28 protein-coding genes are annotated in these 26,502 nt (G+C 43.0%); 3 read left to right on the plus strand and 25 right to left on the minus strand.

The genetic code is table 11. The annotated features are described in order from the left end of the window. Positions 1 to 7: 7 nt before the first annotated feature. Both hpaB and hpaE read right to left on the minus strand, forming a co-directional pair. Entirely contained in the window at positions 8 to 1,483 is a 1,476-nt protein-coding gene (gene hpaB / locus HM131_RS18375) for a 4-hydroxyphenylacetate 3-monooxygenase, oxygenase component (RefSeq protein ID WP_085031144.1), read from the minus strand. A gap of 18 nt (positions 1,484 to 1,501) precedes the next feature. Beyond that, positions 1,502 to 3,025, minus strand: coding sequence for a 5-carboxymethyl-2-hydroxymuconate semialdehyde dehydrogenase (gene hpaE / locus HM131_RS18380; RefSeq protein ID WP_085031145.1), 1,524 nt, complete (start codon positions 3,023 to 3,025; stop codon positions 1,502 to 1,504). A gap of 189 nt (positions 3,026 to 3,214) precedes the next feature. On the opposite strand from hpaE, the gene HM131_RS18385 reads away from it, so the two are divergent. The 3 genes from HM131_RS18385 (at position 3,215) to HM131_RS18395 (ending at position 5,744) form a co-directional block, all read left to right on the plus strand. Further along, positions 3,215 to 4,129 (plus strand): LysR family transcriptional regulator, encoded by a 915-nt coding sequence (locus tag HM131_RS18385; protein ID WP_085031146.1) that lies wholly within the window; start codon positions 3,215 to 3,217, stop codon positions 4,127 to 4,129. Between the two features lie 697 nt (positions 4,130 to 4,826). Beyond that, positions 4,827 to 5,306, plus strand: coding sequence for a GyrI-like domain-containing protein (locus HM131_RS18390; RefSeq protein ID WP_085031147.1), 480 nt, complete (start codon positions 4,827 to 4,829; stop codon positions 5,304 to 5,306). A 66-nt stretch (positions 5,307 to 5,372) separates the two neighbouring features. Then, positions 5,373 to 5,744, plus strand: coding sequence for a VOC family protein (locus tag HM131_RS18395; protein WP_085031148.1), 372 nt, complete (start codon positions 5,373 to 5,375; stop codon positions 5,742 to 5,744). Positions 5,745 to 5,871: 127 nt separating this feature from the next. On the opposite strand, the gene HM131_RS18400 is transcribed toward HM131_RS18395, so the two are convergent. From HM131_RS18400 to ectB, 23 genes are all read right to left on the minus strand, one after another. Next, on the minus strand, positions 5,872 to 7,464 hold the full coding sequence (locus HM131_RS18400; protein WP_085031149.1) for a sodium:solute symporter family protein: 1,593 nt from the start codon (positions 7,462 to 7,464) through the stop codon (positions 5,872 to 5,874). Then, positions 7,461 to 7,580, minus strand: a complete 120-nt coding sequence (locus HM131_RS21290) for a symporter small accessory protein (protein ID WP_332308719.1) — start codon at positions 7,578 to 7,580, stop codon at positions 7,461 to 7,463. The genes HM131_RS18400 and HM131_RS21290 overlap by 4 nt, the downstream gene beginning before the upstream one ends. Positions 7,581 to 7,688: 108 nt before the next feature. Continuing rightward, positions 7,689 to 8,069, minus strand: a complete 381-nt coding sequence (locus HM131_RS18405) for a 5-carboxymethyl-2-hydroxymuconate Delta-isomerase (RefSeq protein ID WP_085031150.1) — start codon at positions 8,067 to 8,069, stop codon at positions 7,689 to 7,691. A gap of 18 nt (positions 8,070 to 8,087) precedes the next feature. Then, positions 8,088 to 8,834 carry a fumarylacetoacetate hydrolase family protein gene (locus tag HM131_RS18410; protein WP_085031151.1) on the minus strand — a complete coding sequence of 249 codons (747 nt, stop codon included), beginning with the start codon at positions 8,832 to 8,834 and terminating at the stop codon, positions 8,088 to 8,090. After that, positions 8,831 to 9,619 carry a fumarylacetoacetate hydrolase family protein gene (locus tag HM131_RS18415; protein WP_085031152.1) on the minus strand — a complete coding sequence of 263 codons (789 nt, stop codon included), beginning with the start codon at positions 9,617 to 9,619 and terminating at the stop codon, positions 8,831 to 8,833. The genes HM131_RS18410 and HM131_RS18415 overlap by 4 nt, the downstream gene beginning before the upstream one ends. 332 nt (positions 9,620 to 9,951) lie before the next feature. After that, positions 9,952 to 10,812, minus strand: coding sequence for a CE1 family esterase (locus tag HM131_RS18420; RefSeq protein WP_198162681.1), 861 nt, complete (start codon positions 10,810 to 10,812; stop codon positions 9,952 to 9,954). Between the two features lie 24 nt (positions 10,813 to 10,836). Then, entirely contained in the window at positions 10,837 to 12,267 is a 1,431-nt protein-coding gene (gene nhaC / locus HM131_RS18425; RefSeq protein ID WP_085031154.1) for a Na+/H+ antiporter NhaC, read from the minus strand. A 126-nt stretch (positions 12,268 to 12,393) separates the two neighbouring features. Beyond that, entirely contained in the window at positions 12,394 to 13,632 is a 1,239-nt protein-coding gene (locus HM131_RS18430; protein WP_085031155.1) for a dihydrolipoamide acetyltransferase family protein, read from the minus strand. A 12-nt stretch (positions 13,633 to 13,644) separates the two neighbouring features. After that, the gene (locus HM131_RS18435) at positions 13,645 to 14,643 is read right to left on the minus strand and encodes an alpha-ketoacid dehydrogenase subunit beta (protein WP_085031156.1); all 999 of its coding nucleotides are present in this window, start codon (positions 14,641 to 14,643) and stop codon (positions 13,645 to 13,647) included. Continuing rightward, entirely contained in the window at positions 14,640 to 15,710 is a 1,071-nt protein-coding gene (pdhA, locus tag HM131_RS18440) for a pyruvate dehydrogenase (acetyl-transferring) E1 component subunit alpha (protein ID WP_085032110.1), read from the minus strand. Before pdhA ends, HM131_RS18435 begins: the two co-directional genes overlap by 4 nt. Positions 15,711 to 15,712: 2 nt before the next feature. Next, positions 15,713 to 16,837 carry a histidinol-phosphate transaminase gene (hisC, locus tag HM131_RS18445; protein WP_085031157.1) on the minus strand — a complete coding sequence of 375 codons (1,125 nt, stop codon included), beginning with the start codon at positions 16,835 to 16,837 and terminating at the stop codon, positions 15,713 to 15,715. A gap of 305 nt (positions 16,838 to 17,142) precedes the next feature. After that, a complete protein-coding gene (locus HM131_RS18450; protein WP_085031158.1) occupies positions 17,143 to 17,778 on the minus strand; it encodes an urease accessory protein UreH domain-containing protein in 636 nt (211 codons plus the stop codon). A gap of 34 nt (positions 17,779 to 17,812) precedes the next feature. Then, positions 17,813 to 18,622, minus strand: coding sequence for an urease accessory protein UreD (locus HM131_RS18455; protein ID WP_085031159.1), 810 nt, complete (start codon positions 18,620 to 18,622; stop codon positions 17,813 to 17,815). Next, positions 18,619 to 19,233 carry an urease accessory protein UreG gene (gene ureG / locus HM131_RS18460; RefSeq protein WP_085031160.1) on the minus strand — a complete coding sequence of 205 codons (615 nt, stop codon included), beginning with the start codon at positions 19,231 to 19,233 and terminating at the stop codon, positions 18,619 to 18,621. The genes HM131_RS18455 and ureG overlap by 4 nt, the downstream gene beginning before the upstream one ends. A 23-nt stretch (positions 19,234 to 19,256) precedes the next feature. Then, on the minus strand, positions 19,257 to 19,943 hold the full coding sequence (locus HM131_RS18465) for an urease accessory protein UreF (RefSeq protein ID WP_085031161.1): 687 nt from the start codon (positions 19,941 to 19,943) through the stop codon (positions 19,257 to 19,259). After that, positions 19,936 to 20,382 carry an urease accessory protein UreE gene (gene ureE / locus HM131_RS18470; RefSeq protein WP_085031162.1) on the minus strand — a complete coding sequence of 149 codons (447 nt, stop codon included), beginning with the start codon at positions 20,380 to 20,382 and terminating at the stop codon, positions 19,936 to 19,938. Before ureE ends, HM131_RS18465 begins: the two co-directional genes overlap by 8 nt. Before the next feature lie 10 nt (positions 20,383 to 20,392). After that, positions 20,393 to 22,102 carry an urease subunit alpha gene (gene ureC / locus HM131_RS18475; protein ID WP_085031163.1) on the minus strand — a complete coding sequence of 570 codons (1,710 nt, stop codon included), beginning with the start codon at positions 22,100 to 22,102 and terminating at the stop codon, positions 20,393 to 20,395. Beyond that, positions 22,099 to 22,410: an urease subunit beta gene (locus HM131_RS18480; protein ID WP_085031164.1), complete on the minus strand. Its 312-nt coding sequence runs from the start codon at positions 22,408 to 22,410 to the stop codon at positions 22,099 to 22,101. Before HM131_RS18480 ends, ureC begins: the two co-directional genes overlap by 4 nt. A gap of 13 nt (positions 22,411 to 22,423) precedes the next feature. Further along, on the minus strand, positions 22,424 to 22,726 hold the full coding sequence (locus HM131_RS18485; protein ID WP_085031165.1) for an urease subunit gamma: 303 nt from the start codon (positions 22,724 to 22,726) through the stop codon (positions 22,424 to 22,426). Positions 22,727 to 22,762: 36 nt separating this feature from the next. Next, positions 22,763 to 23,005, minus strand: coding sequence for a hypothetical protein (locus HM131_RS18490; RefSeq protein ID WP_085031166.1), 243 nt, complete (start codon positions 23,003 to 23,005; stop codon positions 22,763 to 22,765). After that, entirely contained in the window at positions 22,977 to 24,533 is a 1,557-nt protein-coding gene (locus HM131_RS18495; protein WP_085031167.1) for a sodium:solute symporter family protein, read from the minus strand. Before HM131_RS18495 ends, HM131_RS18490 begins: the two co-directional genes overlap by 29 nt. A 283-nt stretch (positions 24,534 to 24,816) precedes the next feature. Then, the gene (locus HM131_RS18500; protein WP_085031168.1) at positions 24,817 to 25,209 is read right to left on the minus strand and encodes an ectoine synthase; all 393 of its coding nucleotides are present in this window, start codon (positions 25,207 to 25,209) and stop codon (positions 24,817 to 24,819) included. After that, positions 25,206 to 26,486, minus strand: coding sequence for a diaminobutyrate--2-oxoglutarate transaminase (gene ectB / locus HM131_RS18505; protein WP_085031169.1), 1,281 nt, complete (start codon positions 26,484 to 26,486; stop codon positions 25,206 to 25,208). Before ectB ends, HM131_RS18500 begins: the two co-directional genes overlap by 4 nt. Positions 26,487 to 26,502: the final 16 nt, after the last annotated feature.

The raw sequence follows: 26,502 nt of genomic DNA on the forward strand, positions 1-26,502 counted from the left end.
CCACTCCTTATACGCTTGTATAGTTTGGTTTGGAAGTTTTTACTTTTTTCAAAAAGTCCTGTACATAGTCTTTATATGGCTCTTTATTGAACTGTTCAAAGTAGGTCATCCCCATTTTCACGGGATCCCCAAAGAAGTAATATTCATAGTGTGTCTGCCTGCTGCCAAAGGCACTCATCGTCAGATCCCAGGCGAGACGGAACAGTTTCACACGTTCATAACCTTCCAGATTCTTAGACTGCAGGGCACGGTTAACGAGTGGACCAATTTCTTCATGATGGAAATCCTCTTCTGTCGGAATACCCATCAGTCCGGAAGCGCCTAGAATTCGCAAGATTTCAACTAATCGTGGATACATTCTCGGATACCAGTTTCTTGCTGCATTCAAGGCTTCAAAGTCAGGGGTCATCGTTCCCCATTTATCCAGCTTGGCGTTGTGCTCCGCTTTGAAGAGGTGAGATTTCATCGTTTCAAGCACGAGCATGATTTCCGTTCCTTTGTCCTGAACATGCTGGAACTTGTCGATTCCGATTGATTCCATCAGATTCAGCACCACTCCAAGCAGAAATTCAGTTTTGACTACGTTTTTGGCTACGACCTGGTGGGACATGTGCACGACAGCGTTCGTTTCAGCAAACGTACGGTTGCAAATCGAAGAGTTCCCACAAACAAACACCTTATCCCATGGGACAAATACGTTGTCAAAATAAACAATCGCATCGCCCTCTTCAAAACGGCTGCTTAATGGGTGATCCCACGTGTTCTTACCGTAATCAAAGGATTCACGGCTGATGAACTTAAGCCCTGGAGTATTGTTCGGTACTACAAAGGCAAGAGAATACGGGTCATCGAGCTCGCCAGCTTTTTTAACCGTAGAAGGGAAGACGAGAATCTCATCCGTAATACCGCCCTGGGTGGCAAGTAAGCGAGCACCGTCAACAATGATTCCGTCCGAGCGTTTTTCAACGAGGTGAAGCGCTACATTTGCATCCTTTTGCTCGTGCTGTGCTTTTTGCCGGTTCACTTGTGGGTGGATCAAAGTATGAGTCAAGCTGATGTCATTTTCTCGTGCGTAGTCATAATAATTTTTAGCATTCTCCGCAAACATCGGGTCATCTTCACCAAACAAGTCGTTGGCTACCCCCATCGCCATCACTTCTGCATTCAAATAGTCAGGAGAACGTCCCATCAAACCTCCAGAAAGGCGTGCCCATTCCTGGATCGCTTCTCTACGCTTGATCAAATCATCGATCGTTTCCGGGCGGTAAAACGTCATCCCTACTTTATCGCCCGTTTGAGGAGAAGTGTAGAGCATTTTTTCAGGCTTTTCATATTGAAGGTCATATAAATCAGCCATCGATTGAACGACATTTTTGAAAGCTGGATGAGTGGTCGGGTCCTCGACACGTTCTCCGTGAATATAGATATTATTTTTAGCCTTTTTTAACTTCTCTTTATACTGTGCTCCTGTTTTTGCTGGCATAAATAAACTCCTCCTTGATTATTTTTTTCCGAATTGAGGGATACGATGTTCTCCCAGCGCTACATGAATGATTTGTACTTCTGTATAAAATTCAAAGGCATAATGACCGCCTTCACGTCCTATTCCACTGTGCTTGGAACCTCCGAATGGCGTCCTTAAATCCCGTACATTCTGAGAGTTGATCCACAACATTCCTGAGTCAATCGCCTGTGCAACACGGTGGCCTCGCTGAAGATCTTTGGTCCAGACATAGCCCGCTAGTCCGTAGCGGACATTATTCGCATGCTCAATAACTTCTGCTTCATCGTTGAAGGTCATCACAGCGATCACAGGGCCAAAGATCTCTTCCTGTACCACTCTCATTGACGTATCTGCATTGAGAAGTAAAGTTGGAGCAACAAAATTACCGCGGCTGTGCTCTTCCGGAACCGATCCGCTGATCACCTGACAGCCTTCTTCTTCGGCCAGTTCTAAATAACTTTTCACACTTTCGTAGTGTTTCGTATGAATTAAAGGTCCGACTTGCGTGTCTTCTTTCATCGGGTCGCCTACGATAATGTTTTGTACTCGCTCTTTCAAAGCTGCAATAAAATCAGCAGCGATGTCCTCATGAACGTACAATCGTGAGTTGGCGGTACAGCGTTCTCCATTAAAGGAGAAGATCCCCCACGTGCAGGCGTCAATTGCCCGCTCAAAGTCTGCATCATCAAACACGATGATTGGTGATTTTCCACCTAACTCCATAGAGAAACGCTTCAACGTATCCGCGCCATTTTTCATAATTTCAGAGCCTGTCGTCGTTTCTCCTGTAAAAGAAATTAACTCCACATCCTCATGAGCAACCAACGACGCACCTGCCGTTTCCCCGTATCCATGAACAACGTTAAAGACACCGTCAGGAAGGCCAGCTTTATCAATGATTTCAGCTAATCGATTCGCCGTAAGTGGTGACCATTCTGCAGGTTTTAAAACGACTGTATTTCCTGTAGCCAAAGCCGGCGCAATCTTCCATGTCTCAAGCATGAACGGGGCGTTCCAAGGTGTGATTAACCCGGCTACCCCTACAGGTTTATGAATCGTGTAGTTGAGAAACTCATCATCTACCTGGTACGCATCTCCGACTAGACGACTCTTCACCATCTCCGCATAGAACCTGAAGTTGTGTGCAGCACGTGCGACCATTTTCTTCGTCTGGCTGATTGGCAGGCCTGTATCGTAGGATTCAAGCGGAGCAATTTCATCAATATGCTCATCGATTAAATCTGCAATTTTATAAATGTAACTTAACCGATCATTTTGTGAGAGCCTCCCCCATTCCCCTTTGAAAGCTTTCCTGGCTGCTTTTACCGCTTTGTCTATATCGCCTTCTGCCCCTGAAGCGATTTTGTTGATCTTTTCATTAGTAAAAGGATTATAATTATCGAATTGTTCACGACTTTCTGCATCTACAAAAGCTCCATCAATGTAAAGTTGAATGTCTTTCACTTCTTTAATCACACGTTTTCCTGCTTCGTTAATATCAGATAAAGTAAGTTCACTCATGCTTTTCCTCCTCAATGATAGCGCTTTCTTTTATGTCCAAAAAAATAAACCTTGACCTCGGACTAAATTTGCAAATATTCGCTAAAGTTTGTATATTCAAATTATCCCATAGGCCAATCTATATTAAAAATATCTATAATATCTATATTGCATATGATTTTCATATACATATGAAACGGAGGTAAGACATTGGATATCAAGCAATTACGATACTTTCGTACAGTTGCTGAAGAAGGTCAAGTAACAAAAGCAGCAAAAAAACTCCATATGGCTCAGCCTCCTCTCAGCCAGCAAATTAAACTGATGGAAGAAGAACTTGAACTGAAGTTGTTTGACCGCCATGGCCGTAAGCTTGAATTGACGAGTGCAGGAGAAGTGCTCTATCAAAAAGCAGGACAAATTCTTAATGATTTAGAAGAAACAATCGTAGAAGTTAAAGAAACAAATGAAGGGATTACTGGTACCCTTCATATCGGTTCTAACAAATCATGCTTTTCCTCTTTGACAGGTCCCTTAAATCAGTTGAGACAGCAATATCCAAACCTAACCTATCAGCTTAGAGAAGGAGATACCTACTTTTTGGCCGAATGCATTCGAAGACGAGAAATCGAAATGGCGGTGGTCCGTCTACCTATTGAACGAGATGAATTTGAAATGGTCCCTCTTCCTTCCGAACCTTACGTACTCGTTACACCAAAATCCTGGGACTTGTTTCCTTCGGCAGCTAAAGAAGTCGAGGTCGAAGATTTGAAAGATCTTCCGTTAATGCTTTTACATCGAATCAGCGGAATGGGGCAATTTGAATTGATTGTGGATGAATGCAGAAAGCACGGATTTGACCCTTATGTGATTTGTGAATGTCCAGATGCTACGATGTTGTTATCGCTAGTGGCTAATGGTGTGGGAGCAACCATTGTTCCACGGTCTACTTTGGAAGCGTTTTCTTTTTCTAATATTGAAAGCTATGAGTTTAGGAATGCTGATATTGAAGCGAAAGCTGTGGTGATCTGGCATAAAGACCGATATCTAACGAAAGCCTCCAGAAGGTTGTTGCGTTTGTTCGAATTAGATAGGACTGATTTAGAAAAACTCGTTCAACTATAAATGAAAACTCCCCCTCCTATTTTCTGAAGAATTCAATCCGACTGTTTCCGTTTTTTATTACCAGTAAAGGTGAGAGGGGAAATTGCTCGCTTTCCGCGGGGATGACGGCAAGCCTCCTCGGTTCTGCAACCTGTGGGGTCTTGCCAGCCATACCATTCCCGCAGGAGTCTCCCAATCTCCCCTCTCACCTTATGTTTAATTGATTAAACAGAAACGCGATCATAGGAGGAATTAAGGCCCTCTCTTTTTTATTCACTCTGGAAGTACACTAGTTCCACCCTATAGAAAGAGTGTTAAGTTTCTATTGTTGAAGGTAATTCAATATAACCGTCTCTCTGTGGATATTTATAAATAATTCTAATGTGTTCGTAAGAATTATGACGCGGGCGTTGGTGGGAAACGGCGAGACTCCCGCGGGAGAAGAAGCTAGGCTAGACCCCGCAAAGAGCGCAGCGATTGAGGAGGCTTGCCAGTTTCCCCGCAGGAAAGCGAGTCGTTTCCCGCCAACGCCAAACTCTCTATTATTAACGAACCCCACTTATTTGAAAATAACCCTTCATACTCTGCTATTAAGCGAAATAACTCCTATAGTTAATAGCCAACATCATTTTACAAAATTCTCAAATTAAAAAGGAAAATGCATCCTTTTATGGAAATGAACTTATAGGATTCAAATACAATTTTGGAGGCTGGGTAGATGGAAAAGGTTGATCCCATCACGATATCTGGAGTAACAGAAATCAGGAAAAAGAAATTAGTAGGCTTTCGCGTCGTTTGTGAAGATATGGCGGGTTATGGTCAGGTAATTCCTAAAGCTTCAATGGTATTAGACCGTCGCAAAGGGGAGATTAAGAACCTTGTGGAGCCTGTTAAGCTTATCGGGGCTTTTAAAGCTGCTGAGACCTGTGAGGAAGACGATGGCTACTGGGTTTGTTATGAAGTTGAAAGTTTTGAAGATATCCCTGATGGAATGGCCAGCCTTACTGTTCCGGAAGAAACATATGCCGTCCTTCATTTTAGGGGCCATGCATCGGAGATTTACAGTGTCTATGAACATTTACATCAATGGATAGAGGAAAATGGATATAATCGATCACCAGAAAAATGGACGCTGGAAATCTATTCTAAGTGGACAGAAACGGAAGATCGTCTAGATCTTTGCGACCCAATTCATTGATTAAACACATAGTACTGTTCTCCAAGGGAAGCGAGCAATCTCAGCGTATTTTAGGAGGTTATAAATATGAACAAAAGTCCAATAAAAAACAAAGTCAATTTAGTCTTTATACCAGTAAGTGATATTGAAAAATCAAAAGAATGGTATTCTAGAATGCTAGGAATAGAGGATGGTGAAAGTCATTTTGATCATCTATTCGTTGCAGATATGGATGGAGCCGGGATGATTCTCGATACAATGCCGATGTGGAGAGATGAAAACGGAAAACTTCCACGGTTAAATGCCCCGGTTGTGCAATTCGGTACGGAAGATATCGACAGGTCCTACCAATTTATGAAAGAAAATGGCGTGGAACTTGTGACAGAAGTCCAGCACAACAAATTTTTTGTCTTCAAGGATCCAGACGGGAACATGCTTATGGTGTGTGAGGATCATTAGATATTTTCTTTAGTTATCCGTAATACCTTTCCATTAAAATGCGTCGTCAAGGCTTTACTAAGCCATTTTAACTAAAGAAAAAAGAACTTCCCCACATCGTTGGGAAGTTCTTTTTTTTTTTATTGAATTAACGTACATGTATTCTTTTCGTTTGGACGTCTTCTTGTTCAACTTGTCTGTGTGAAGTGAACAAACTTACAGTAATAAAAACAAGGGTAGATAGAGGCAGCGCATAAAATAGCGGATCTACATGGGTCCATGGATAAGCAAGAAGATAGCCTTTTCCAAAAAGTGCTTCAGAAAGACCAAAGGCTACGGACTGCTTTTCATGCAAAAATAAGAACCCGAACATGCTGACTCCGAAGCCAGTAATAATACTGTAAACAGCTCCTGCACGTGAAGCTTTCTTCCAATAAAACGCTCCAACTAATGCAGGCAGGAAACCGGCAGCACAAATTCCGAACCAAAACGCGGTAGCCTGAGCGATGACTCCTCCCGGTAAAAGGTAAGCCAGAATGACTGATAGTAGGACCCCGACGATAACACCAAGGCGCGCGGGGCTGATGACATTTCCTAACACCGACCGGACCCCTAACGTTTTCAGGATGTCTTCACCAAACGCACTTGCCTGCACGTGGATGAGAGAGCTTACGGTGGAAATTGTCGCTGACAGGAGAGTAAGCGTAAATACATAGATGAACCATCCAGGCATCAATGTGTTGATGAACTTTGGAATAACAAGGTCAGGGTTTCCGCCAGCAACACTGATCGAAAGTTCTCCGGCCGTTTCCATAAAATAAACATTGCTGAGCGGTCCGATCATGTAAGCTGCTCCTGTCATGAAAAAGATAAAGATTCCGCCGACAAGCACAGAACGATACAGAGCACGGTCGTTGTTTACGGTCATACAGCGCATGGCTAATTGCGGCTGTGCAAGAACCCCGATACCGACACCCATGATGATCGTGCTGACGAGTGTCCACCACATAGGAGAACCTAATTCAGGCATGCTTGTCCATCCTTGGTGCCCCTGGGAAGCGAGGGAGTCTGGAACCATCGATTTAAGTGAGGCTAACGCATGGTGTCCATCCACGATGCCCCCTACCGCTTGATAGCTGGCAAATAAGAAAATAGCCATTCCTATGAGCATGATCACCGCTGCGAACGCATCGGTATACATAACGGCCTTGATTCCTCCACCAATAACATAAAGCGCAATAATTACGGCAAGAATCAGTAAAGCTGCGTTAAAGTTCAACGACAGCGTTTCCTGCAGGAACCGACCCCCACCTATTAACACGATACTTGTGTAAGCAGGCATAAAGATAAAAATGACAATACCTGAGAAGACCGTGATGAACTTCGAATCATAATGTTTCCCTAATAAAGAAGGAAAAGTCGTAGCATCTAGTTTCAGAGAGAGCCTCCGAATCTTTTTTCCAAAAACAGCGAAAGCAACAAAAATACCTAGGACAATGTTTAAAAAAGCGAGCCACAATAGACTTAATCCATAGATAGAAGCAACTCCGCCAAAACCGACCATAGCTGATGTACTGATAAAGGTGGCACCATAGGATAATGCCATGACAATTGGATTAATGTTTCGTCCGCCTACTAGATAATCAGCTTCAGACGTTGTCTTTTTATAGCCGTAATACGCAAGCAGCGACATGACAGCAATATAAGCAAGGCATAAAGGAATTAATACAGAAAGATTCACTCTTCCTCACCTTCCCCTCGATTCCACATCACTGCCCCATAAAAGACACAGCCAACCGCAGACAGAACTGTAGCTACCCAGATAAATGCAATAGAAGCATCATCAATCCCTAACATGTTCGCCCTCCTTTAAGTATTATGATTCTATTAACCTAACCAATTGAAGAAAACGCTTACAAAGAACAATTAAAAGAAGAAGGCCTTTGTTCCGGCCCTCTACCCCTTTTATTTAAACCGGCTATGGATGTTGTTGTGTTTGTAGGTTTTATGTTGGAATTCTACTATCTCAAGCGATAAAGCTAAGTATTTTTCTTCAAAGATGGAAGCGAAATGCTCTTTCATTACTTGAAATAGTTCTTCACAAGTCGCTTCTTTCGTTTCTTCACTTCTGCCTTTGCCTATTTTTAACGTCGTATGGACGAACGCATCGTCTTCTTTTCCATCAGAAATGTGATAATCGGTGACTTTATGGGCTCTTACACGGATTCCGCCAATCGGATAGATGTCACCACGTTTTACTAACACCTGACTGATCTTTTTAAGCAGACTTTGAATATTTGTATGAGGCGTTAAGTTATCGGTGTATTCTACAATTACATGTGGCACAACGATTCCTCCTAAAAGTTAGCTTTTTTCATCAGTAATCGTATTAATAAGCCGGCCTAAGCCTTCTATCTCAGTAATAACCTCATCTCCTACTTTTGTATCGACGGTCCCTTTTGGTGTTCCTGTCAAAATAAGGTCTCCTGGATTTAGTGTCATAAAGCTGCTCAAATATTCAATGAGGACGGGAATATCAAAAGTCATATCCTTGGTAGAGCCTTCCTGAACAAGCTCCCCATTCACATACGTACGTAAAGCAAGATTCATAGGATCTTTAACATCTACGGCATTGACCAGCCAAGGTCCGATCGGGGTGCAATGATCCCGATTTTTCACTCGCAAATTCGGTCGATAATAATTCTCTAAGTAATCACGAATCGCGTAATCATTGGCAATCGTATAGCCGGAGATATAGCTGTACGCGTCTTCTTTTTTGATGTTCTTTGCCTGTCGTCCAATGACGACAGCCAGTTCACACTCATAATGCATGTTTGTCACATCAGATGGTCGATAGGTTTTGCCGCGGTGACCGACGAAAGTATTCGGTCCTTTCAAAAAGACAAGCGGCTCTTCCGGTGCATTGAAAGAAAGCTCACTCGCATGATCGAAATAATTCAATCCAAGCGCAAAACTCGTCTGCGGCTCCACAGGTGGCAGCCAAACAACTTCTTCTTCCGACAGTCGCTGGCCATTATCCAGTTGAACCCCTTCAGAAACTTCCGTTGCCTGATAAATTCCGCCTTGAAAGGCTACCCGTGCCGTCTTCATGACTTAACCCCTCCTACACGTACTTCTTTTTCCACTCTGTTTTCCAGAACTCCCACTTGGTCAATCTCGATTCGGATTAGATCCCCATCTTTTACACGAGGAGGTTTTTCTGGAATACCGACAAGAAGCGTATCGCCTTTTTCAAGCGTCATAAATTCAGTAACATCGACAAGCAGCTGCGGAACCGAGCGAACTAGATTCCCTGTATGATTTTCTTGCTTGCATTCTCCATTCACATAGACACGAATAGTGAGGTTATCAGGGGTCGGAACGGCATCACGTTCGATGATCCATGGACCTGCAGGACAGAACCCATCGCGTGCTTTGTGCTTCACCGCTGGCCTAAATACGCTTTTATGAGGAACACTAATATCATTAACAATGGTATAACCCTCAATATAGCTCATCGCTTCTTCCTCGCTTAACCGCGAAGCTTTTTCTCCTATTACTAGTGCAAGACAGGCTCCAACTTCAAGCTCTGATACATCTGCTGGCATAGGAATAGAAGTTTGATGACCAGTAATGGTGTTTTTAGGTTTGATATAGAGAATCGGAGCTTTGGGAGGAGATTTGTAGGGCTCTTGATGTAAGGCATCTCCCATTTGATCTAGAGCACCTTGATAGTTTAATAATGTTCCGTAAACCGTTCCTGAAATGGGGGCCTCCCAGGAATGATCGGATAGGTCGACATTTTTTCCATTCCATTGGATTGAATTTTTATTTGGATGAACTTCTATTTCCTGCATCTGCAATCTACCGTTAAATTTAGCTTTTGCTTTGGGCATTTGTTTCACTCCTTCAAGTGATGACAGCGTTATTCTGCAAAATATTCGCAATTATCATGTAATTACAAAGTAACACTCGATCTTTCATATATAAAATATTGATTATGTTCGTTTTGCATACGAAAAAAATATAATCCTGATTTATCAGGTAAGAACCCTACCATAGATAAGATTGTAATTAACTATTCCATTCATTAGTTAGAGAAAGGTTGGCCGGAAAACGACTCTATTTCCGGAGGCGATATGGGAAGCCTCCTCAGATTTATAGCCTTCCGGGATCTCACTGCCCCACAATTAACCAGCAAAAAAAGGAGCCGAATTCGGCTCCTTTTTCATCTTTGAAATTTTATTAAGTGGTCAAAGAGTATCTTTGTCGCGTCCAACTGGAGAACTACCTTTCCGGTTAAAGAAGAGGCTTGAGACAACGGCCCTCCTGGCCACGTGTGTCCTCCGCCTTCAATTGAATAAAACTCGACTTTTTCTTCTTCTTTCTGAAGGTAAGCATCTTTCCTAATGAGGAATTCTTCGTCTTCGCTGACCCGCTCCTGATGTTTTGTTACATCAGCCCCGCAGGATTTTGCAAAAAACTCTACTGTTTCATCTGCTGAGAGGAGCTGATCAATCATATAGGAAGAGTCATAGTGACCGTCATAGGGAACGAGCTTATCATCGGTGCCCATTATGAAGACCATGGGCATAGGTTTGTTCCATTGAAAATTCTCAGCCAAATCTTTTACCAATGGCCCGGAAACTCCCCCCACCCCGGCAAAAACATCTTGGCATTCAAGACCAAGTCTCAAGCTGAAGGCTGAACCGTTGGAAAACCCCGTGGCATAAATTCTACTTTCGTCCACTGGATACCTTTGTTTCAACCAATCAATCAGTTCCAATACGAAGCCAACATCATTGACCTTATGCTGATAGGCAGCATTTTTTTCTCTGCCTTCATTCCATTGCTTTGTCATTCGGTCTGAAGGATCAAAATGAATCGCTTCTGGAAAGACAGTTATTACCTGATGCTCTTCCGAAAGCTTGTGGAAGTTTGTTATTTTCATATGATGCCTGGCGCTGCTGCCGGCACCGTGGAAACAAAAAACAACGGGGAGTGACTGCTTAATGTTTTCAGGTGCACTGTAATAAAAGGATCGCTCTCTTTTTTCAAATGGTATGGTTTGTGGTCCAAAAACTTCCACGATGATCTTCCTTTTCTTTTTGTATTAATGACTCCCTGTTCCTGATGAGGCCCTTTGCTCTTCAAAATCCACTACATCTTCTGTGGCTAACGGAGTTAACGTAAAGCCGGTATATCCATAAATGATCGCGATGATGGGAGAAATGAAACAGATAAATGAAAATGGAATATAACCGATTCCGACGTTTAACGTTGTCATAATAAATGCCCCTGTCACTCCCCATGGAATTAAAGGGTGAATAAGTGTTCCCGCATCTTCAAGCGTTCGGGACATATTTTTTGGATGAAGGTTCGTCTGTTGATAACTCTCCTCCAGCATTTGGCCAGGAAGGATGATGGACAGATACTGTTCACCTACAACGACATTGATGCCTAAACAAGACAACACGGTTGAGGTAATGACGTTGCCCCGGCTTCGTAAAAATCTCTTCAATCCTGCAATAATGGCGTGCGCTAAGCCGATTTCTCGTATAATTCCGCCGAATGAAAGCGCTATCAAAATTAACGATACACCAAATAGCATACTATCTAAACCGCCGAGTGACAATAAGTTATCAATTGCTTCTACGCCTGTATCTGCGGTATAACCGAAGTGCGCGGTGTTCATAATTGTACCCAGGGACACACCTGGAACTGTATAATAGGTAGTCAAAACCGCAGCCACTAACCCGATAATTAAAGACGGAATCGGACTGACCTTTCTAAAGGCCAAAATAATGATGAGTAGAGGGGATATAAGTGTGACAGGTGTCAGCATAAATTCATTATTCAGAGTCGTCATCATTGTTTCTACTTTTCCAACATCAGCCGCTTCCCGATTGGAAAAAAAGCCAATCGCTGCAAAGATTCCAAGAGTAATAAGTAAGCTTGGGATCGTTGTCCAAAGCATATGACGGATATGCTGAAAAATATCAACTTTAGCTGTAGCTGCAGCCAGGTTTGTTGTATCCGATAGAGGGGACAATTTATCTCCAAACATCGCTCCGCTCACAATGGCCCCGGCCGTAATCGCTGGAGAAACCGACATTCCATAGGCGACGCCCATCAATGCAATTCCAATTGTACTCATGGCACTCCAGGAGCTTCCTGTCATCGTTGCTACTACGGCTGTAATAATCACCGCACTGACTAAAAAGATGGATGGCGATAATACCTGCAGACCGTAATATGTAATCGTTTGGACGGTTCCATTCAACACCCACACGCCTACGGTAATTCCGATCAGGCTTAAAATAATGATTGCAGGAACACCGTAAGAGACTCCTCTTGTCATAGCTTTTTCTAGCTCTTTCCACTTGTATCCTAATTTAAGTCCATACAAGGTAACGATAATTGCAGCTATGACAATGGGTATATGAGGCGCGGTTCCATAGACTAAGATGCTGACTCCAAGGATGGCAATAATAAAAAGAATAATGAGACTCGACATGAGAAACGAAGGCTTTCTTTTTTCCATGTAATTCCCCTCTCTAGGATTATTGAAAAAATTCTACCGTTTTCTTTCCTTTTTCGACCAACATCATTTCTGAAACCAGGTGGAGCGTGAGAATTCCCCCTGCACGCTCGCAGTGATTGGCTTTTTCTAGATCAACTCTACTAACATCACATAAGGGTTTTCAATATAGTCGATGAACCGGTTCGTGAAGGCAACTGACTGGGAACCATCTGCCACTCGATGATCAAAAGTCAGCGTTACATTCATCATCTGTCTAATGACGATTTCATCATCAATGACGACAGGTGTTTTCTTCGTTTTATGAAAAGCCATCAAGCCCGTTTCCGGATAGTTTAAAATCGGTGTCGCCCCGGTACTGCCCATCGGCCCGACGTTACTAATCGTAAAGGTGCCTCCTCGTAAGTCTTGTCCAGAAAGCTGATTGTCTACAGCCTTCTTCGTTAGTGCTTTCATGTGTTTATGGATATCTACTAATGATAGATTCTCCACATTTTTCAGGACAGGAACAATTAAGCCTTCCTCTGTCCCTGTAGCCAGTCCAATATTGTAAGACGACTCTAGAAGAATTTCTCCCTTTTCTTCATCTAATTTAGAGTTGAATATCGGGAATTCTTTCAAAGAAAGCTGGAGAGCCTTAATAAAAAAGGCGGCCACAGAAACCTGAGTTCCAGGACGTCGATCCGTGCCCCGCTTCAGCTGCTCTTTCAGCTTTATTACTTCCGTCATATCCACTTCATCAAAATGAGTGACATGCGGAGCAGTATAAAGCGATTGGGTCATTTTCTTGGCGATTTGTTTTCGGCGGCCATTAAATGGGATGGTTTGCTGTTGTCTTGCTGGTCCAAGTTTCGGCTCATTTTTAACCACCGCTTCCCGCTCAGGAGCAGGCTGGGATTTTGCTTCGACATACTCATAGATGTCCTTATCCAGGATACGCCCACCCTTTCCTGTACCTCTCACATCCTCGATTTTGATGCCCTGTTCCCTTGCGATTCTCCTGGTATGGGGGGAAGCCTTCACACGAGTAGGCGGAAGTTCCAAGTTAAACGTTCTTGGCCCGGAGCTTTGGGCCGGCTCTGGATGAGCACTAGAAGATTGGCCGGCAGGGACTCGCTTCTCAGATGGCTGCTTTTGTTCTGTCCTCATCGTTAAAATGGTCGTGCCTACTTCAATTACATCGCCAATATCAAACTTAATCTCATCAATGACTCCGTCCGCTGGGGCAGTCAGTTCGGCTGTCATTTTATCAGTCTGAACCTCAACAAGAGGAGCGTCATTTTTGACGAACTCCCCTTTTTTTACAAAATAATAAAGGATCTCCGCTTCATGCATTCCTTCACCAATATCATGCAATTTCACATCCATATTCAAGACCTCCTAGTAGGATAATGCCGTATTGATGGCATGAATGATTTTTTCACTGCTTGGCAAGTACTCTTTTTCAAGAGAATATACAGGCACTGGGGTGTCAAAGCCGGTGACTTTTTGGATTGGAGCTTTCAAGAAGAAAAAGGCCGTGTCATTAATGACGGAAATAATTTCTGCATTCACTCCACCCGTCGCTGGTGCTTCATGCACAATGACGACACGACCTGTTTTCTCTACAGATTCCTGGATCGTCTCTTTATCTAATGGGTAAAGCGTTCTTAAGTCAATCACATCACACGTAGTTTTCTGATTCTTTTCGAATTGTTCGACGGCTTTCACCGTATCTGGCACCATAGCTCCCCACGTCAGCACTGTCACGTCATTTCCTTTCTTTACATAGGAAGCTTTGCCCAGCTCGATGGAATATCTTTCTTCAGGAACTTCCGTACGGGACGAACGATAGCTCCTCATCGGTTCTAGAAAAAGTACAGGATCAGGATCCTCGATACTTGCAATCAGCAGACCTTTCGCATCATAAGCATTGGATGGAATCACAACCTTCAAACCGGGGATTTGTGTAAATAAAGCCTCTACACTATCCGAATGGATTTCTGGTGCTTTTACTCCAGCACCATAAGGCGCTCTAATTACCATTGGCACGGTGTAACGTCCCATCGAACGCTGCCGCATCCTTGTTGCATGAGTCATTAGCTGATTGAACGCTGGATAGATAAAGCCTAAAAACTGCATCTCAGTGATTGGACGAAAGCCATTCACCGCTAGACCGATCGATGTTCCGATAATTCCTGATTCGGCAAGTGGTGTATCGATGACACGCTCTTCTCCAAATTGTTCAAACAGTCCTTCCGTTGCACGGAATACGCCTCCGTTTTTCCCGACATCTTCCCCAAGAACGAGGACGGATTCATCTTCTTCTAGCATCGTTCTCATCGCATCTGTAACAGCCTGAACCATCGTTAATTTTTTCACTTGAACAGCAGTCGTCATGACATTTGCCCCCTCTTTATTAACCTATGTTGTTCACGCTGCTCTTCCAGCGTCCAAGTCGGTTTTTCAAAAACGTTGTCAAACACATCATCAATGTTTGCTTCAGGGTAATCTTTCATTTCTTCTAAGGCGGTATTGATTTCATTCGTGATGTTCTTTTCAGTTGTCATTAACCACTCTTCATCCCAGATCTCTTCATTTTTCATATACTTCTTGAGCCTTAACAGCGGATCAGTAGTTGACCTTCTGTGATCGCTCTCGGATTGATTACGGTATTTCGAAGGATCATCCGCTGTCGTATGTGCACCGTATCTCCACGTGACCGCTTCAATCAGTGTCGGCCCTTCACCGTTACGTGCTCGATCGACCGCCATTTTCGTCTCCATATAGACGGCCACAATATCATTACCATCGATTCGGATACTCGGAATCTCGTACGCCAATCCTTTTTGAGCAATCGTTTTTGAGTTCATCTGCTTCTCCATTGGAACGCTGATAGCATAGCCATTATTCTGGTTAAAGAAGACGACAGGCGTTTTGAAAACGCTTGCAAAATTAAGCCCTTCATGGAAGTCCCCCTCTGATGTAGCCCCATCTCCGAAGTACACGAGGGAAACCCGGTCTGTATTTTTCTTTTTCTCTGCCCATGCCACCCCGGTAGCGTGGAGCAGTTGGGAGGCGATCGGAACCGCTGGCGGGAAGATATTTTTTCCTTCTGGCGGGATGCCGCCTTCAATACGGCCGACCCAATATAATAGTAGGTTGCGAAGTGAATGGCCAAACGTCATCGTTGCTGCATGATCACGATAGGTTGGGAACATCCAGTCGCCATCTTCAACCGCTAAAGCACTGCCTACTTGCGCTGCTTCTTGTCCTTCATACGGCACATAAGTCCCGATTCTGCCCTGCCGCTGAAGGTTTACACACTTTTTATCCATCATGCGCGCTCTCAACATTTTTTCATAAAAAAGTTTGAGCACATCCAGCGTCAGCATTTCTTTTACCTCAGGATTTACAAGCTCTCCGTCTTCACTGATGTATTGCGTTAATGGAAATTTCTCAAGCATGTTCATCGCTTCAACACCCCTTTTTCACTCTTTCGGTACTCTTTCAAATAGGCTTCTAAGCAATCAATAAAGTATTGGTTATCTTTTTGCTCACCGATCGTCACACGAATCATTGTTGGATACCCCATCAAGTGACCTGGCCTGATAATCACTCCAAGATTTAATAGATATTCATAAACCTCTTTAGCAGGAGCACCGACATCCACCATAATGAAGTTGGTTTGTGTAGGGAAGTAAGATAGATTCATAGCTTCAAATTGTTTGGTTAAAAACTCGCGCCCCTCTTTGTTTAAGCGGATGCTTTCATAGAGAAACTCATCATCATCCAAAGATGCAGAAGCGGCGGCTTGCGCTAGACGGTTCACATTGAATGGCTCTTTCACTTTATGTAAATCGTTCACCATTTCTGGGGCCATAAGTCCGTAACCCACTCTTAAAGCGGCAAGACCGTAGACTTTTGAAAAAGTCCTTAAAATCACCATATTCGTGTATTGATCGAGTAAGGGGAGGGTTTCTAAGTATTGGGAGGAATCCGCGTATTCATAATAAGCTTCATCCATGACAAGGATGACGTGGGATGGGACTTTTTCGATAAAAGCCTTTAAGCGTTCTTTCTCTACGATCGTTCCAGTCGGGTTATTAGGGTTGCAGACAAATACCATTTTCGTTTTCTCATTAATGGCCTCTGCCATTTTATCTAAATCGTGGATACCGCCTTCCTGCATCTCAACCTCAACAGGACTACCGCCTTCGATGATGACGTTTGTTTTGTAGCGAGGAAATGTCACCCCTGCCATCACAACCTCATCGGCTTCGTTTATGTACGTTCTCGTTAGCAATCGAATAATTTCATCTGAACCATTTCCAAATACTACTTGATTAGACGCTACCCCAAGTTTATTCGCTAATTTTTCAGCAAGAAGTGGTGAAGTAACCTCTGGATATAACGGAATTTCTTTCATTTCCGTACGTATAGCTTCTGCTGCGAGCGGAGAATAACCAAAAGGATTCTCGTTGGAAGCCATTTTTACGATTTTTGATAGTCCTTTTTCACGTTTCAGTTCTTCCACCGGTTTCCCCGGAGAATACATCGCAATCTGATCGATTTGCGGACGTGGTTTAACCATTAGTTGTTCCTCCTTCTACCATCCATTTATAGGAAATCTCATGTCACCACTATTCATTTTAGAATTATCTAAATTTTCCCTCAAGAATATCATTTAAAGTTCAAACACGTTATCGCACTAAAATTTTTCTATCAATTAAGGGCCAAATCTTATCATCATAGGCTTTTGCATTACTTGATATATGCGAGATTTGTCTAAACCCCTCGAAAATTTATTAATCGTTTTGAATAAAGAACCAAAAAATACCACCTCAGGTCATCCATAATCTGGATGACCTGAGGTGGTAATCATTTCCTTCTATTCAATTAACCGAAATATATACTGGATAAGTAATAAATTCCGTAAACGGTACTTATGATGCCAGCAATCTGAGTCATGGCTTTGTTCATACTCAATTTCTTTGTAGTCATTACAAACGGAAGTCCGATAAGCGTTGTGAATAGAAGCATTCCAATAATTGTCCCTACTCCAAATGTAAGGATAAACATCGCCCCTTCCGCGAGACTATTCACTGAGCTTAATGTCAACAAAATCAAAGCTGCGCTTCCCGCTAAACCATGAATGAACCCCATAAATATCGAAGTTCCATAAGAGCGAGACTTCTTCGTTGACGAATGAGTAGTCCTGCTGGTTCTAAACTTTTTAAATGAAATCATAGTAGTTATACCAAAATAGATTAACATGACTCCAACGACCGCCTCTAAAGATACAGCCCACGATTCTGGTATTTCTTCTTTCATTAGTATCACGATCATTCCAAGCAAGAACAACGTTAATGTATGTCCGATTCCCCAAAAAACCCCTGTCATTGTTGATTGCCATAGACGTTTAGTTCTTGTCGCAATTGTAGACACAGCAATAACATGATCAGGCTCTATGGCATGTTTGATGCCAAGTAAGAGTCCAAATCCTAATACAGAGAGCAGACCAATTTCATCCATTCTGATAATCCTCCTAAAAAACCAAGACAACTACTCACTTTCTCCATAATATCTTCTTTTTTCCTAACAGTTCTTCTCTTACAAGACTATGTATGTCATGAATCATTTTCTCAATGGTTTGAGTGCGATCTGACAAAATACGAACAACGACTCCACCACCGTCGATTTGAGAGATTCCAAAACGAATTTGCGAATACTCACTTTCGATCTTCCCATACATCTGATCGATCCATTCACGGTTTACATTTGGATGAAACAATACAAAGGACCCTATATGCGTGTAGCCTTCCATCTGAAGCACTCCGCCCAGGTCTTCATCCGGGTTCAAATAAAGATGGTCGTAAAGAACGAGTTTCCCACCCTGGTACACTTTCAACTTATTTCTAAGCCAATCATACCGAAAATCCTGCCCATCCTTTGACCAACCTGGCGTTATGACTTCGCTAAAAATCAGACTAGACTTCTCGTCCATTTCCACAACGGTTTCTTGTATAAAACGCGCTCCATCATACATGATTAAGGGGTCGAGACAATACTCCAGGACACTGCCAGGCGCCAACCGAATCATCGTATATTGTTCTACTGGTTTAATAGGAGTTTTGTAGACTTTCGTTGATGCTTGACTCGTGACTACAAGTTCAGCCCCTTCCTCTACTTGGATATCAGTAAAGTAAGTATCTCCATCTACATACCCACCCCCGACGTGTATGAGATAAACAGAAATAGATTGCTCATCAAGCTTAACGGGACGAGTGTATTTGAAGGCTCCTTCGTAATATCCATGAACTACGGTCCTCGGTTTGCGATTCTTCGCCGCCAGGCTTAGAAGGCCTGTGTATTTCATGCTTTCAATCCTGATAGGAAAGCGTTCGATTTTATCCAATCAATTACCTCATTCAAACCATCTTTTGTTTTTAAGTTTGTGAAAACAAAAGGTTTTTCTCCACGCGTTTTGATGGTGTCTTGCCTCATAATATCAAGGTCAGCCCCAACATGAGGAGCTAGATCCGTTTTATTAATCACAAATAGATCTGACTTAATCATCCCTTGACCGCTTTTCCTCGGAATCTTCTCTCCTTGCGCAACATCTATAATATAGATCGAAAAATCGACAAGTTCTGGGCTGAAGGTTGCAGCAAGGTTGTCTCCTCCACTCTCTACGAAAATCAAATCTAAATCGGTATGCCGTTCCTTCAAATCATCTATAGCTGAAAAATTCATCGATGCATCTTCTCTTATTGCTGTATGAGGGCATCCGCCAGTTTCCACTCCAATGACACGATCTTCTTCCAGCACTCCATTTTTCAAAAGAAATTGCGCATCTTCTTTTGTGTAGATATCATTCGTTATGACAGCCATACTTAGCTCTTCTTGAAGCTCACGTGTCAAGCGTTCGACAAGCATCGTTTTTCCAGCTCCAACAGGACCGCCAATCCCTATACAAATCGGTTCCATATTTCCACTTCCTTTACTAGTTTTTATGACATGAACAGACGTACGTGCAGCCGTTCATGGTGCATCTGTGCAATCTCCAGACCTGGACTTCCAGCGCCTAAATCATCCGATGACAAGCTCAGAATCGATTCAACTGATTTTTTTAATAAAGGCTGGATATCCATTACGATCTTTTGACCAGCCGTTTGTCCAATCGGTATGCCCCGAACCGCATTTTGGACAAGGGAAGAAATCGTCGTGAACAAAAATGTCTCAATCGACTCTTTCTTCGATATATTCAAAGAATGATAGACAGTAGCTAGTACAATGGCGGGATGACCGTACGCGTTTTTCTTCTTAACCCATCCGAGATAATACTCCAACTGAGATGAAGGGTACAATTCCATACAAAGCTTTGCCATCCTCTCTCCCATTTTTTGATTTCCTTCTCTCGTCTCTCTTGCCATGCAAGTGGTGTACAGGACATGATCGAGTTCAAGAAGCATCTCCGTGAACCCTTTTTCTAAATTCTCATAAGCAATTTTGTTAGCAAGTCCATCATTGAAAATTAGTTGTTTCCTCAAAAACACTTTCAAGGCATTATAAAAGCTCGCTGCATCTGTCACTACATCCTCTTGTATATACGTTTCAAACCCAAAAGAATGAGAAAAAGCTCCAGATGGAAAGTTTGAATCACTGAGCTGCAGTAATGGCATTAGTCGATTATTCATGATGATGGCCAATATACCGAAAAGGCTCTGCAACCTTCCTTTTCTCACGTGTATGCGGTACGGTGAGTTCCTCTAATAGTTCTTCTATTAAGTAGTCATATTGAACGTACATTTCCTCACCTTCAAACTGAGCAGGAATATGGCGATTGCCTAGTTGATGAGCAACTTCTCCCATCTGCTGGATGTTAACAGGGGATATCACTAATACGTCGTCTTTCTTGACTGAGATTACAACCATATTCTTTTCATCCATGTATAAAACATCGCCATCAGCCAACTCTTCATTTTTTCCAAGTCTTATTCCTACTTCATTGCCATGATCTGTTTTCATGCGTTGGATTCTTTTGACAAGCTGATCACTTTCTAAATAGATGTACTCCGCATGAGGAGGACGATTTTCTAATGTAGCTATATTGCCAACTATTTTTTCAACAAGCATTCTATTCACCTCAAAATAAGAAATAACGCTGCGCCATCGGCACCGTTTCAGCCGGGTCACATTCGACGACTCTGCCATCCACTTTGACTTGGTAAGTTTGCGGATCCACTTCAATCTTTGGGGTTTCCCCATTGTGAATCATCGATTTCTTCGTCAACTTACGGACTCCGTGAATGGGCATGACGTGTTTTTTCAAACCTAGATTTCCATGGACATTTTCATCGTAAGCCGTTTGGGAAACGAACGTAAGAGATGTTTTTTCCTTTGCCTGCCCATGAGAGCCGAACATCTCTCTATAAAACACGGGCTGTGGAGTAGGTATGCTAGCGTTTGGATCTCCCATCAAGCTATGTGCGATCATCCCCCCTTTTATAACAAGCTCTGGTTTCACGCCAAAAAATGCAGGATGCCATAAAACGAGATCAGCAAACTTACCTTTTTCCACACTTCCTACGTAATCTGATATCCCATGGGTGATGGCTGGATTAATCGTGTACTTCGCCACATATCGCTTTGCCCTGAAGTTATCTTTTCCTTTATGGTCTCCCTCGAGGGGTCCTCGCTGTTTTTTCATTTTGTCGGCCGTTTGCCACGTCCGAATGATGACCTCTCCCACTCTTCCCATTGCCTGTGAATCAGATGAGATCATACTGAAAACTCCTAAATCATGAAGAATATCTTCCGCTGCAATCGTTTCTTTTCTGATACGAGAATCTGCAAAAGCTATATCTTCCGGCACACTAGGGTCCAGATGGTGGCATACCATCAGCATATCCAAGTGCTCTTCCAGCGTATTGACCGTGTAAGGTCGTGTGGGGTTCGTAGAGGAAGGCAAAATATTCATATGGCTGGCAACCTCAATAATATCTGGGGCATGGCCTCCTCCCGCCCCTTCTGTATGATAAGTATGGATCACCCTGTCACCTATCGCTTCAAGCGTGTGTTCCACAAACCCTCCTTCATTCAGCGTATCGGTATGAATAGCGACTTGGACATCGTATTCATCAGCAACCTTCAGACACGTATCAATGGAAGATGCTGTTGTCCCCCAATCCTCATGAAGTTTTAATCCGATCGCTCCTGCTTTAATTTGCTCTTGGATAGCTTCTTCACTAGAAGTGTTTCCTTTTCCTAAAAAACCTAAGTTCATTGGATATTCTTCTGCCGCTTCAAGCATTTTATGGATATTCCATGGCCCTGGAGTACATGTGGTTGCTTTCGTACCTGTAGCAGGACCCGTGCCACCTCCTAACATCGTCGTAACCCCTGAGGAGAGAGCCGTTTCAATCTGCTGAGGAGCAACAAAATGAATATGTGCATCAATACCGCCCGCTGTAACAATCATCCCTTCTGCAGCGATGATTTCCGTTGATGCACCGATAATGATATCGATGTCATCCATTAAAAGCGGATTTCCTGCTTTTCCGATCTGTGAAATCCGGCCATCCTTCACCCCGATATCCGCTTTATAAATCCCTGAATGGTCCAGGATTACTGCATTAGTGACCACTAAATCTACAGCTTCTTCACGTGTAGCTAAAGGATGCTGCCCCATTCCGTCCCGAATTACTTTTCCCCCACCGAATTTTACTTCATCGCCATATGTAGTATAATCCCTTTCAATTTCTATAAATAAGTCTGTATCCGCTAAACGGATAGCATCTCCTGTAGTAGGACCGAACATCTCTGAATACTGTCTTCGCGTCATCTCAAAACTCATACATCGGCACTCCCATTTACGCGATTATTTAGCCCGTAAATTTTCCTTTCTCCTGAAAAGGACACGAGCTCTACCTCTTTTTTATCCCCCGGTTCAAACCGAACTGCTGTGCCTGCCGGGATATTCAAATGTTTCCCGAAAGACTGCTCTCTATCAAATTCCAGATAGGGATTGACTTCAAAAAAGTGAAAATGCGATCCGATTTGCACAGGACGATCGCCTCGGTTCAAAACGTCGACTCTATTCGTTGTCATTCCTTCATTACAAAGAATGGGTTCTTTTTTTAATAAAAATTCACCTGGTATCATCTTCTTCCTCCTTCTACCGGATAGGTTCATGGATGGTCACGAGCTTAACGCCATCAGGAAAAGTTGCTTCCACTTGAATATCTGGAATCATCTCAGGAATGCCATCCATGACATCTTCTCTCTCTAGAATTGTTGCTCCATACTGCATCAGCTCAGCAACTGATTTGCCATCTCTTGCACCCTCTACCACTTCATATGTAATGATGGCGACCGCTTCAGGATAGTTCAGTTTCAACCCTCTATCCTGTCGCCTTCTGGCAAGGTCAGCAGCCAATACCACCATCAGCTTATCCATTTCTCTAGAGGTTAATTTCATGCACTCACCTCCTTTCTTTCTAGGCGAACAGGACAATTACAGCTGATCGTTTGAACCCTTCATAAATTCAACCACTGGTCGAAATGCGATAAAAAATCCCGCTATAATTAACCAGCCAAAGGACAAATACGTCCATCCTTTAAAAAATGACAGGCTGTAGTTGTACCCTGTAATAAACATAACTCCCGGAAAAATGACGATGAATATTAGGGTCAACCCAAATGCCCACCTAGTACAGATCTTGGCATCCCTATTTAGCTGTTGCTCGTTTTTGTTCATAAGCCACATCCTCCTCCGTTGTTTGATCTTCATCAAAGCTGCGGAACTTATCTTTCAGAGATTCAAAATCAAATTCCTGGCTCGACATCAAAGCGTGGCCGATGGATATAGTCCCACTTACAAGAAAGACTGTAATATTTCCGAAAAACATCGGCTGCAACTCACCTAAAGTACTGACACTTATTTCCCCAAAAAGCAGCTGAGCAGAAGTAATCCATACAGTCACCCCCAAAACCAACCCTGAGAATGCACCGTAGAACGTCCCTGTATTCGTCGCCTTCTTCCACAGCAAACCTAATGTAACAGGGATAACGGCTCCGCTGACGAAGATGCCCATTGCCATATAAACGAAGCTTAGGCTGATGCCAACTTTAAACAATAATATGGAGAGAATCCCCATCATCAATCCAAAACCTAAAGTAACGCGACGAGACACATTCAATAGCTTTTCACTGGTTGCTTGTGGATTCATTGATTTCCTATAGATGTCAGTTACGATAATGTTTGTGATGGCTGTGAGTTCGGCAGCCCCTGTCGACATTACAGCCATAAACAGCATGGCTAAGAACAATATTGATCCGACGCTCCCAAGAAGGTGCGCAGCCATTTCGGGTGCTACAGAATCTGGGGTGGCAACAGAGATGCCAAGCCCAGCTGCACTTACGCCTAGGAATGTCGCAATCGCAAAAGGAATCGAAAACCATGCAATTCCTCCGTATATGTAAGCTCTAGAAGCGGCACTATCTTTACTGGCAATGGCTCTCTGCCAATACGCCTGGTCTACGAATACGGCACCAAAATTTCCTATGATGTTGATCATTCCGAAGAAAAGACCCGGAACGGATGCCATCGTAAGCATGGAAGTAGATGCAGGCAGATTGCTCAGTCCCTCGTATATGGGGTCAATTCCAAACTTGATATAAATCGTTGTAGCAAAAATAGCGAGAATGGCAAATATCATGACGGTATTGAAGTAATCGGCAACGAAGGAAGCTTTCAGTCCGCCGATCATGGTGTAAATCGTGAAGGTTAGAGGAATTAAAAAGGCAGCAACATAGATGTTCATTCCTGTCAGGGAGTTCAAAGCAATCGCTCCGCCCAGGACAACCATAGCTGTCACTAAGATGTTGGTCATTAAAGCAAAACACATAATTAAGCGGTGATTCTTAACATCAAAGCGCTGGGCGATAAATTCTAAGAAGGTATGAGCGTTTGGCGCCCGTTTTTTTAAATGAATCGCCACAATTGCAAATAGAAGTACTTGAATACACGCACCAGCGGCATACCAATAAGGACCGCTAATTCCATATTGATATCCTGTCGCTGATGACATCATCAAAGTCGCAGCCCATGTCCACGCTGCGATGATTGAAGCACTGGCTAATCCAACACCAACACTTCTCCCCGCTGTACTAAATTGCTCTGCTGTCATCGCTTGTTTTCTTCTCCGTTGCATCACAAAGGTAACTAAAGTAAAGAAAATTCCGAAAACTAACAACAAGCCGTAACCAACGTAAGATGGTAACATAAGAATCCTCCAATATTTTTAATATGCTGAATAATATAACATATTATGACAGATAATCAACATAACATGTAAGGAAACCTAACATAAACACATATTGGTAAGCGTTACCAATTCACTAACAGCACCAGCACCGTATGATTAGAAATTTTTTTAAAAAATTCTCCTCAGGTCATCCAGAATCTGGATGACCTGAGGTGGTAATAGGTAATAAATAGAAATTTTACTCCTACAATCTAAAAAAAGAGCGCTTGGACATTTCTGTCCAAGCGCTCTACTTCTAATTTTATTTTGATTCCTCTGGCAGTTTATAGACACCATCTTCGTCGTGGATTTCATCGCCAACGAGAGCCGGATTGAATACACATACGACGCGGAAATCTGTTTTCGCACGCAGGTAGTGCTTTTCATGGCCGTCCAGGCAGTACATCGTCCCTGGTTTGATTTCGTACTTCTTACCATCATCAACCGTTTCGATTTCTGCTTCTCCCTCGATGCAATAAACGGCCTCGATATGGTTTTTATACCAAATGTACGTCTCTGTCCCAGCATAAAGGACAGTGTCGTGAAGACTGAACCCTACATGATCATCTTTTAATAGAAATCTTCTGCTTTTCCAATTGTCATCTTTTACTTCACGTTCTGTGTTAATGAGATCTTCCAATTTAATTACCTTCATACTTTTGCTTCCTCCTTACCTAATACAGCTTTAATGCTTTCTTCAATGATATCCAGACCTTTTACGATTGCTTCTTCTTCAATAATTAGCGGCGGAAGCATCTTCAGAACTTCATCATCTGGACCAGAAGTTTCGATAATCAATCCTCTCTCAAAAGCTGCTTCTGCAATTTGGCCGGCTAATCCTTCTTTCTTACTTGCGATTCCGAGCATCAACCCGCGGCCGCGCACTTCTGCTTCAAGTTCAGGATATTCTTCGACAAACTGATTTAAACGCTTTAGGAAAAGCTCACTTTTCTGCTCAATAGCTTCGCTGAACTCATCCGTCTTCCAATGATTCAAAGCTTCTGCTGCTGTAGCGAATGCCAGGTTGTTTCCACGGAACGTACCATTGTGTTCACCTGGTCCCCATTGATCGTATTCCGGCTTGATCAACGTGACCGCCATTGGCAGACCGCTTCCACTGATGGATTTGGACATACAAATCACATCAGGTGAAATACCGGCTTTCTCAAAGCTGAAGAACGTACCTGTACGTCCGCAGCCCGCCTGCACATCGTCAACAATCAGCATAATGTCAAGACGGCGGCACAACTCTTCCACTCTTTTCAGCCAATCAAAACTTGCCGCATTGATTCCACCTTCTCCCTGGACAGTCTCAAGGATGACAGCTGCCGGCAAATCAATTCCGCTTCCGCCATCCTGAATCATTTTCTCAAGATAATCCAGGGAATCATAACCGTCCATATAGTCATCAAAAGGCATCGCAATGCTATAAGTAAGTGGAATACCTGCACCATGTCGCTTAAACGAATTACCCGTTACAGAAAGTGCCCCGATAGTCATTCCGTGAAAAGCGTTCGTAAACGTAATCACTTTTTCGCGGCCTGTTACTTTCCTTGCGATTTTAAGCGCACTCTCAACGGTATTCGTACCAGTAGGACCTGGAAACATCACTTTATAATCCATGTTTCTCGGTTTTAATATCACATCATTGAACTTTTGTAAAAACTCTGCACGTGCAGGGGTGGCCATATCGAGGCTGTGTAAGAGTCCGTCACTTTTTATATAATCAATCAATTTCTCTTGCATGGCATCATTGTTATGGCCATAGTTTAATGCTCCTGCTCCTGCAAAGAAATCGATATATGTGTTTCCTTCTCCATCCCACAATTGAGAACCTTTCGCTTTTTCAAAAATGGTTGGAAAGCTTCGGCTGTAACTGCGTACAGCTGATTCAAGATTTTCAAATACGCTCATGTCCATTTGGTTAGTCATTTAGATTAGGTCCTCC

The sequence above is a fragment of the Halobacillus mangrovi genome (genome assembly GCF_002097535.1).
GTDB lineage: Bacteria > Bacillota > Bacilli > Bacillales > Halobacillaceae > Halobacillus > Halobacillus mangrovi_A.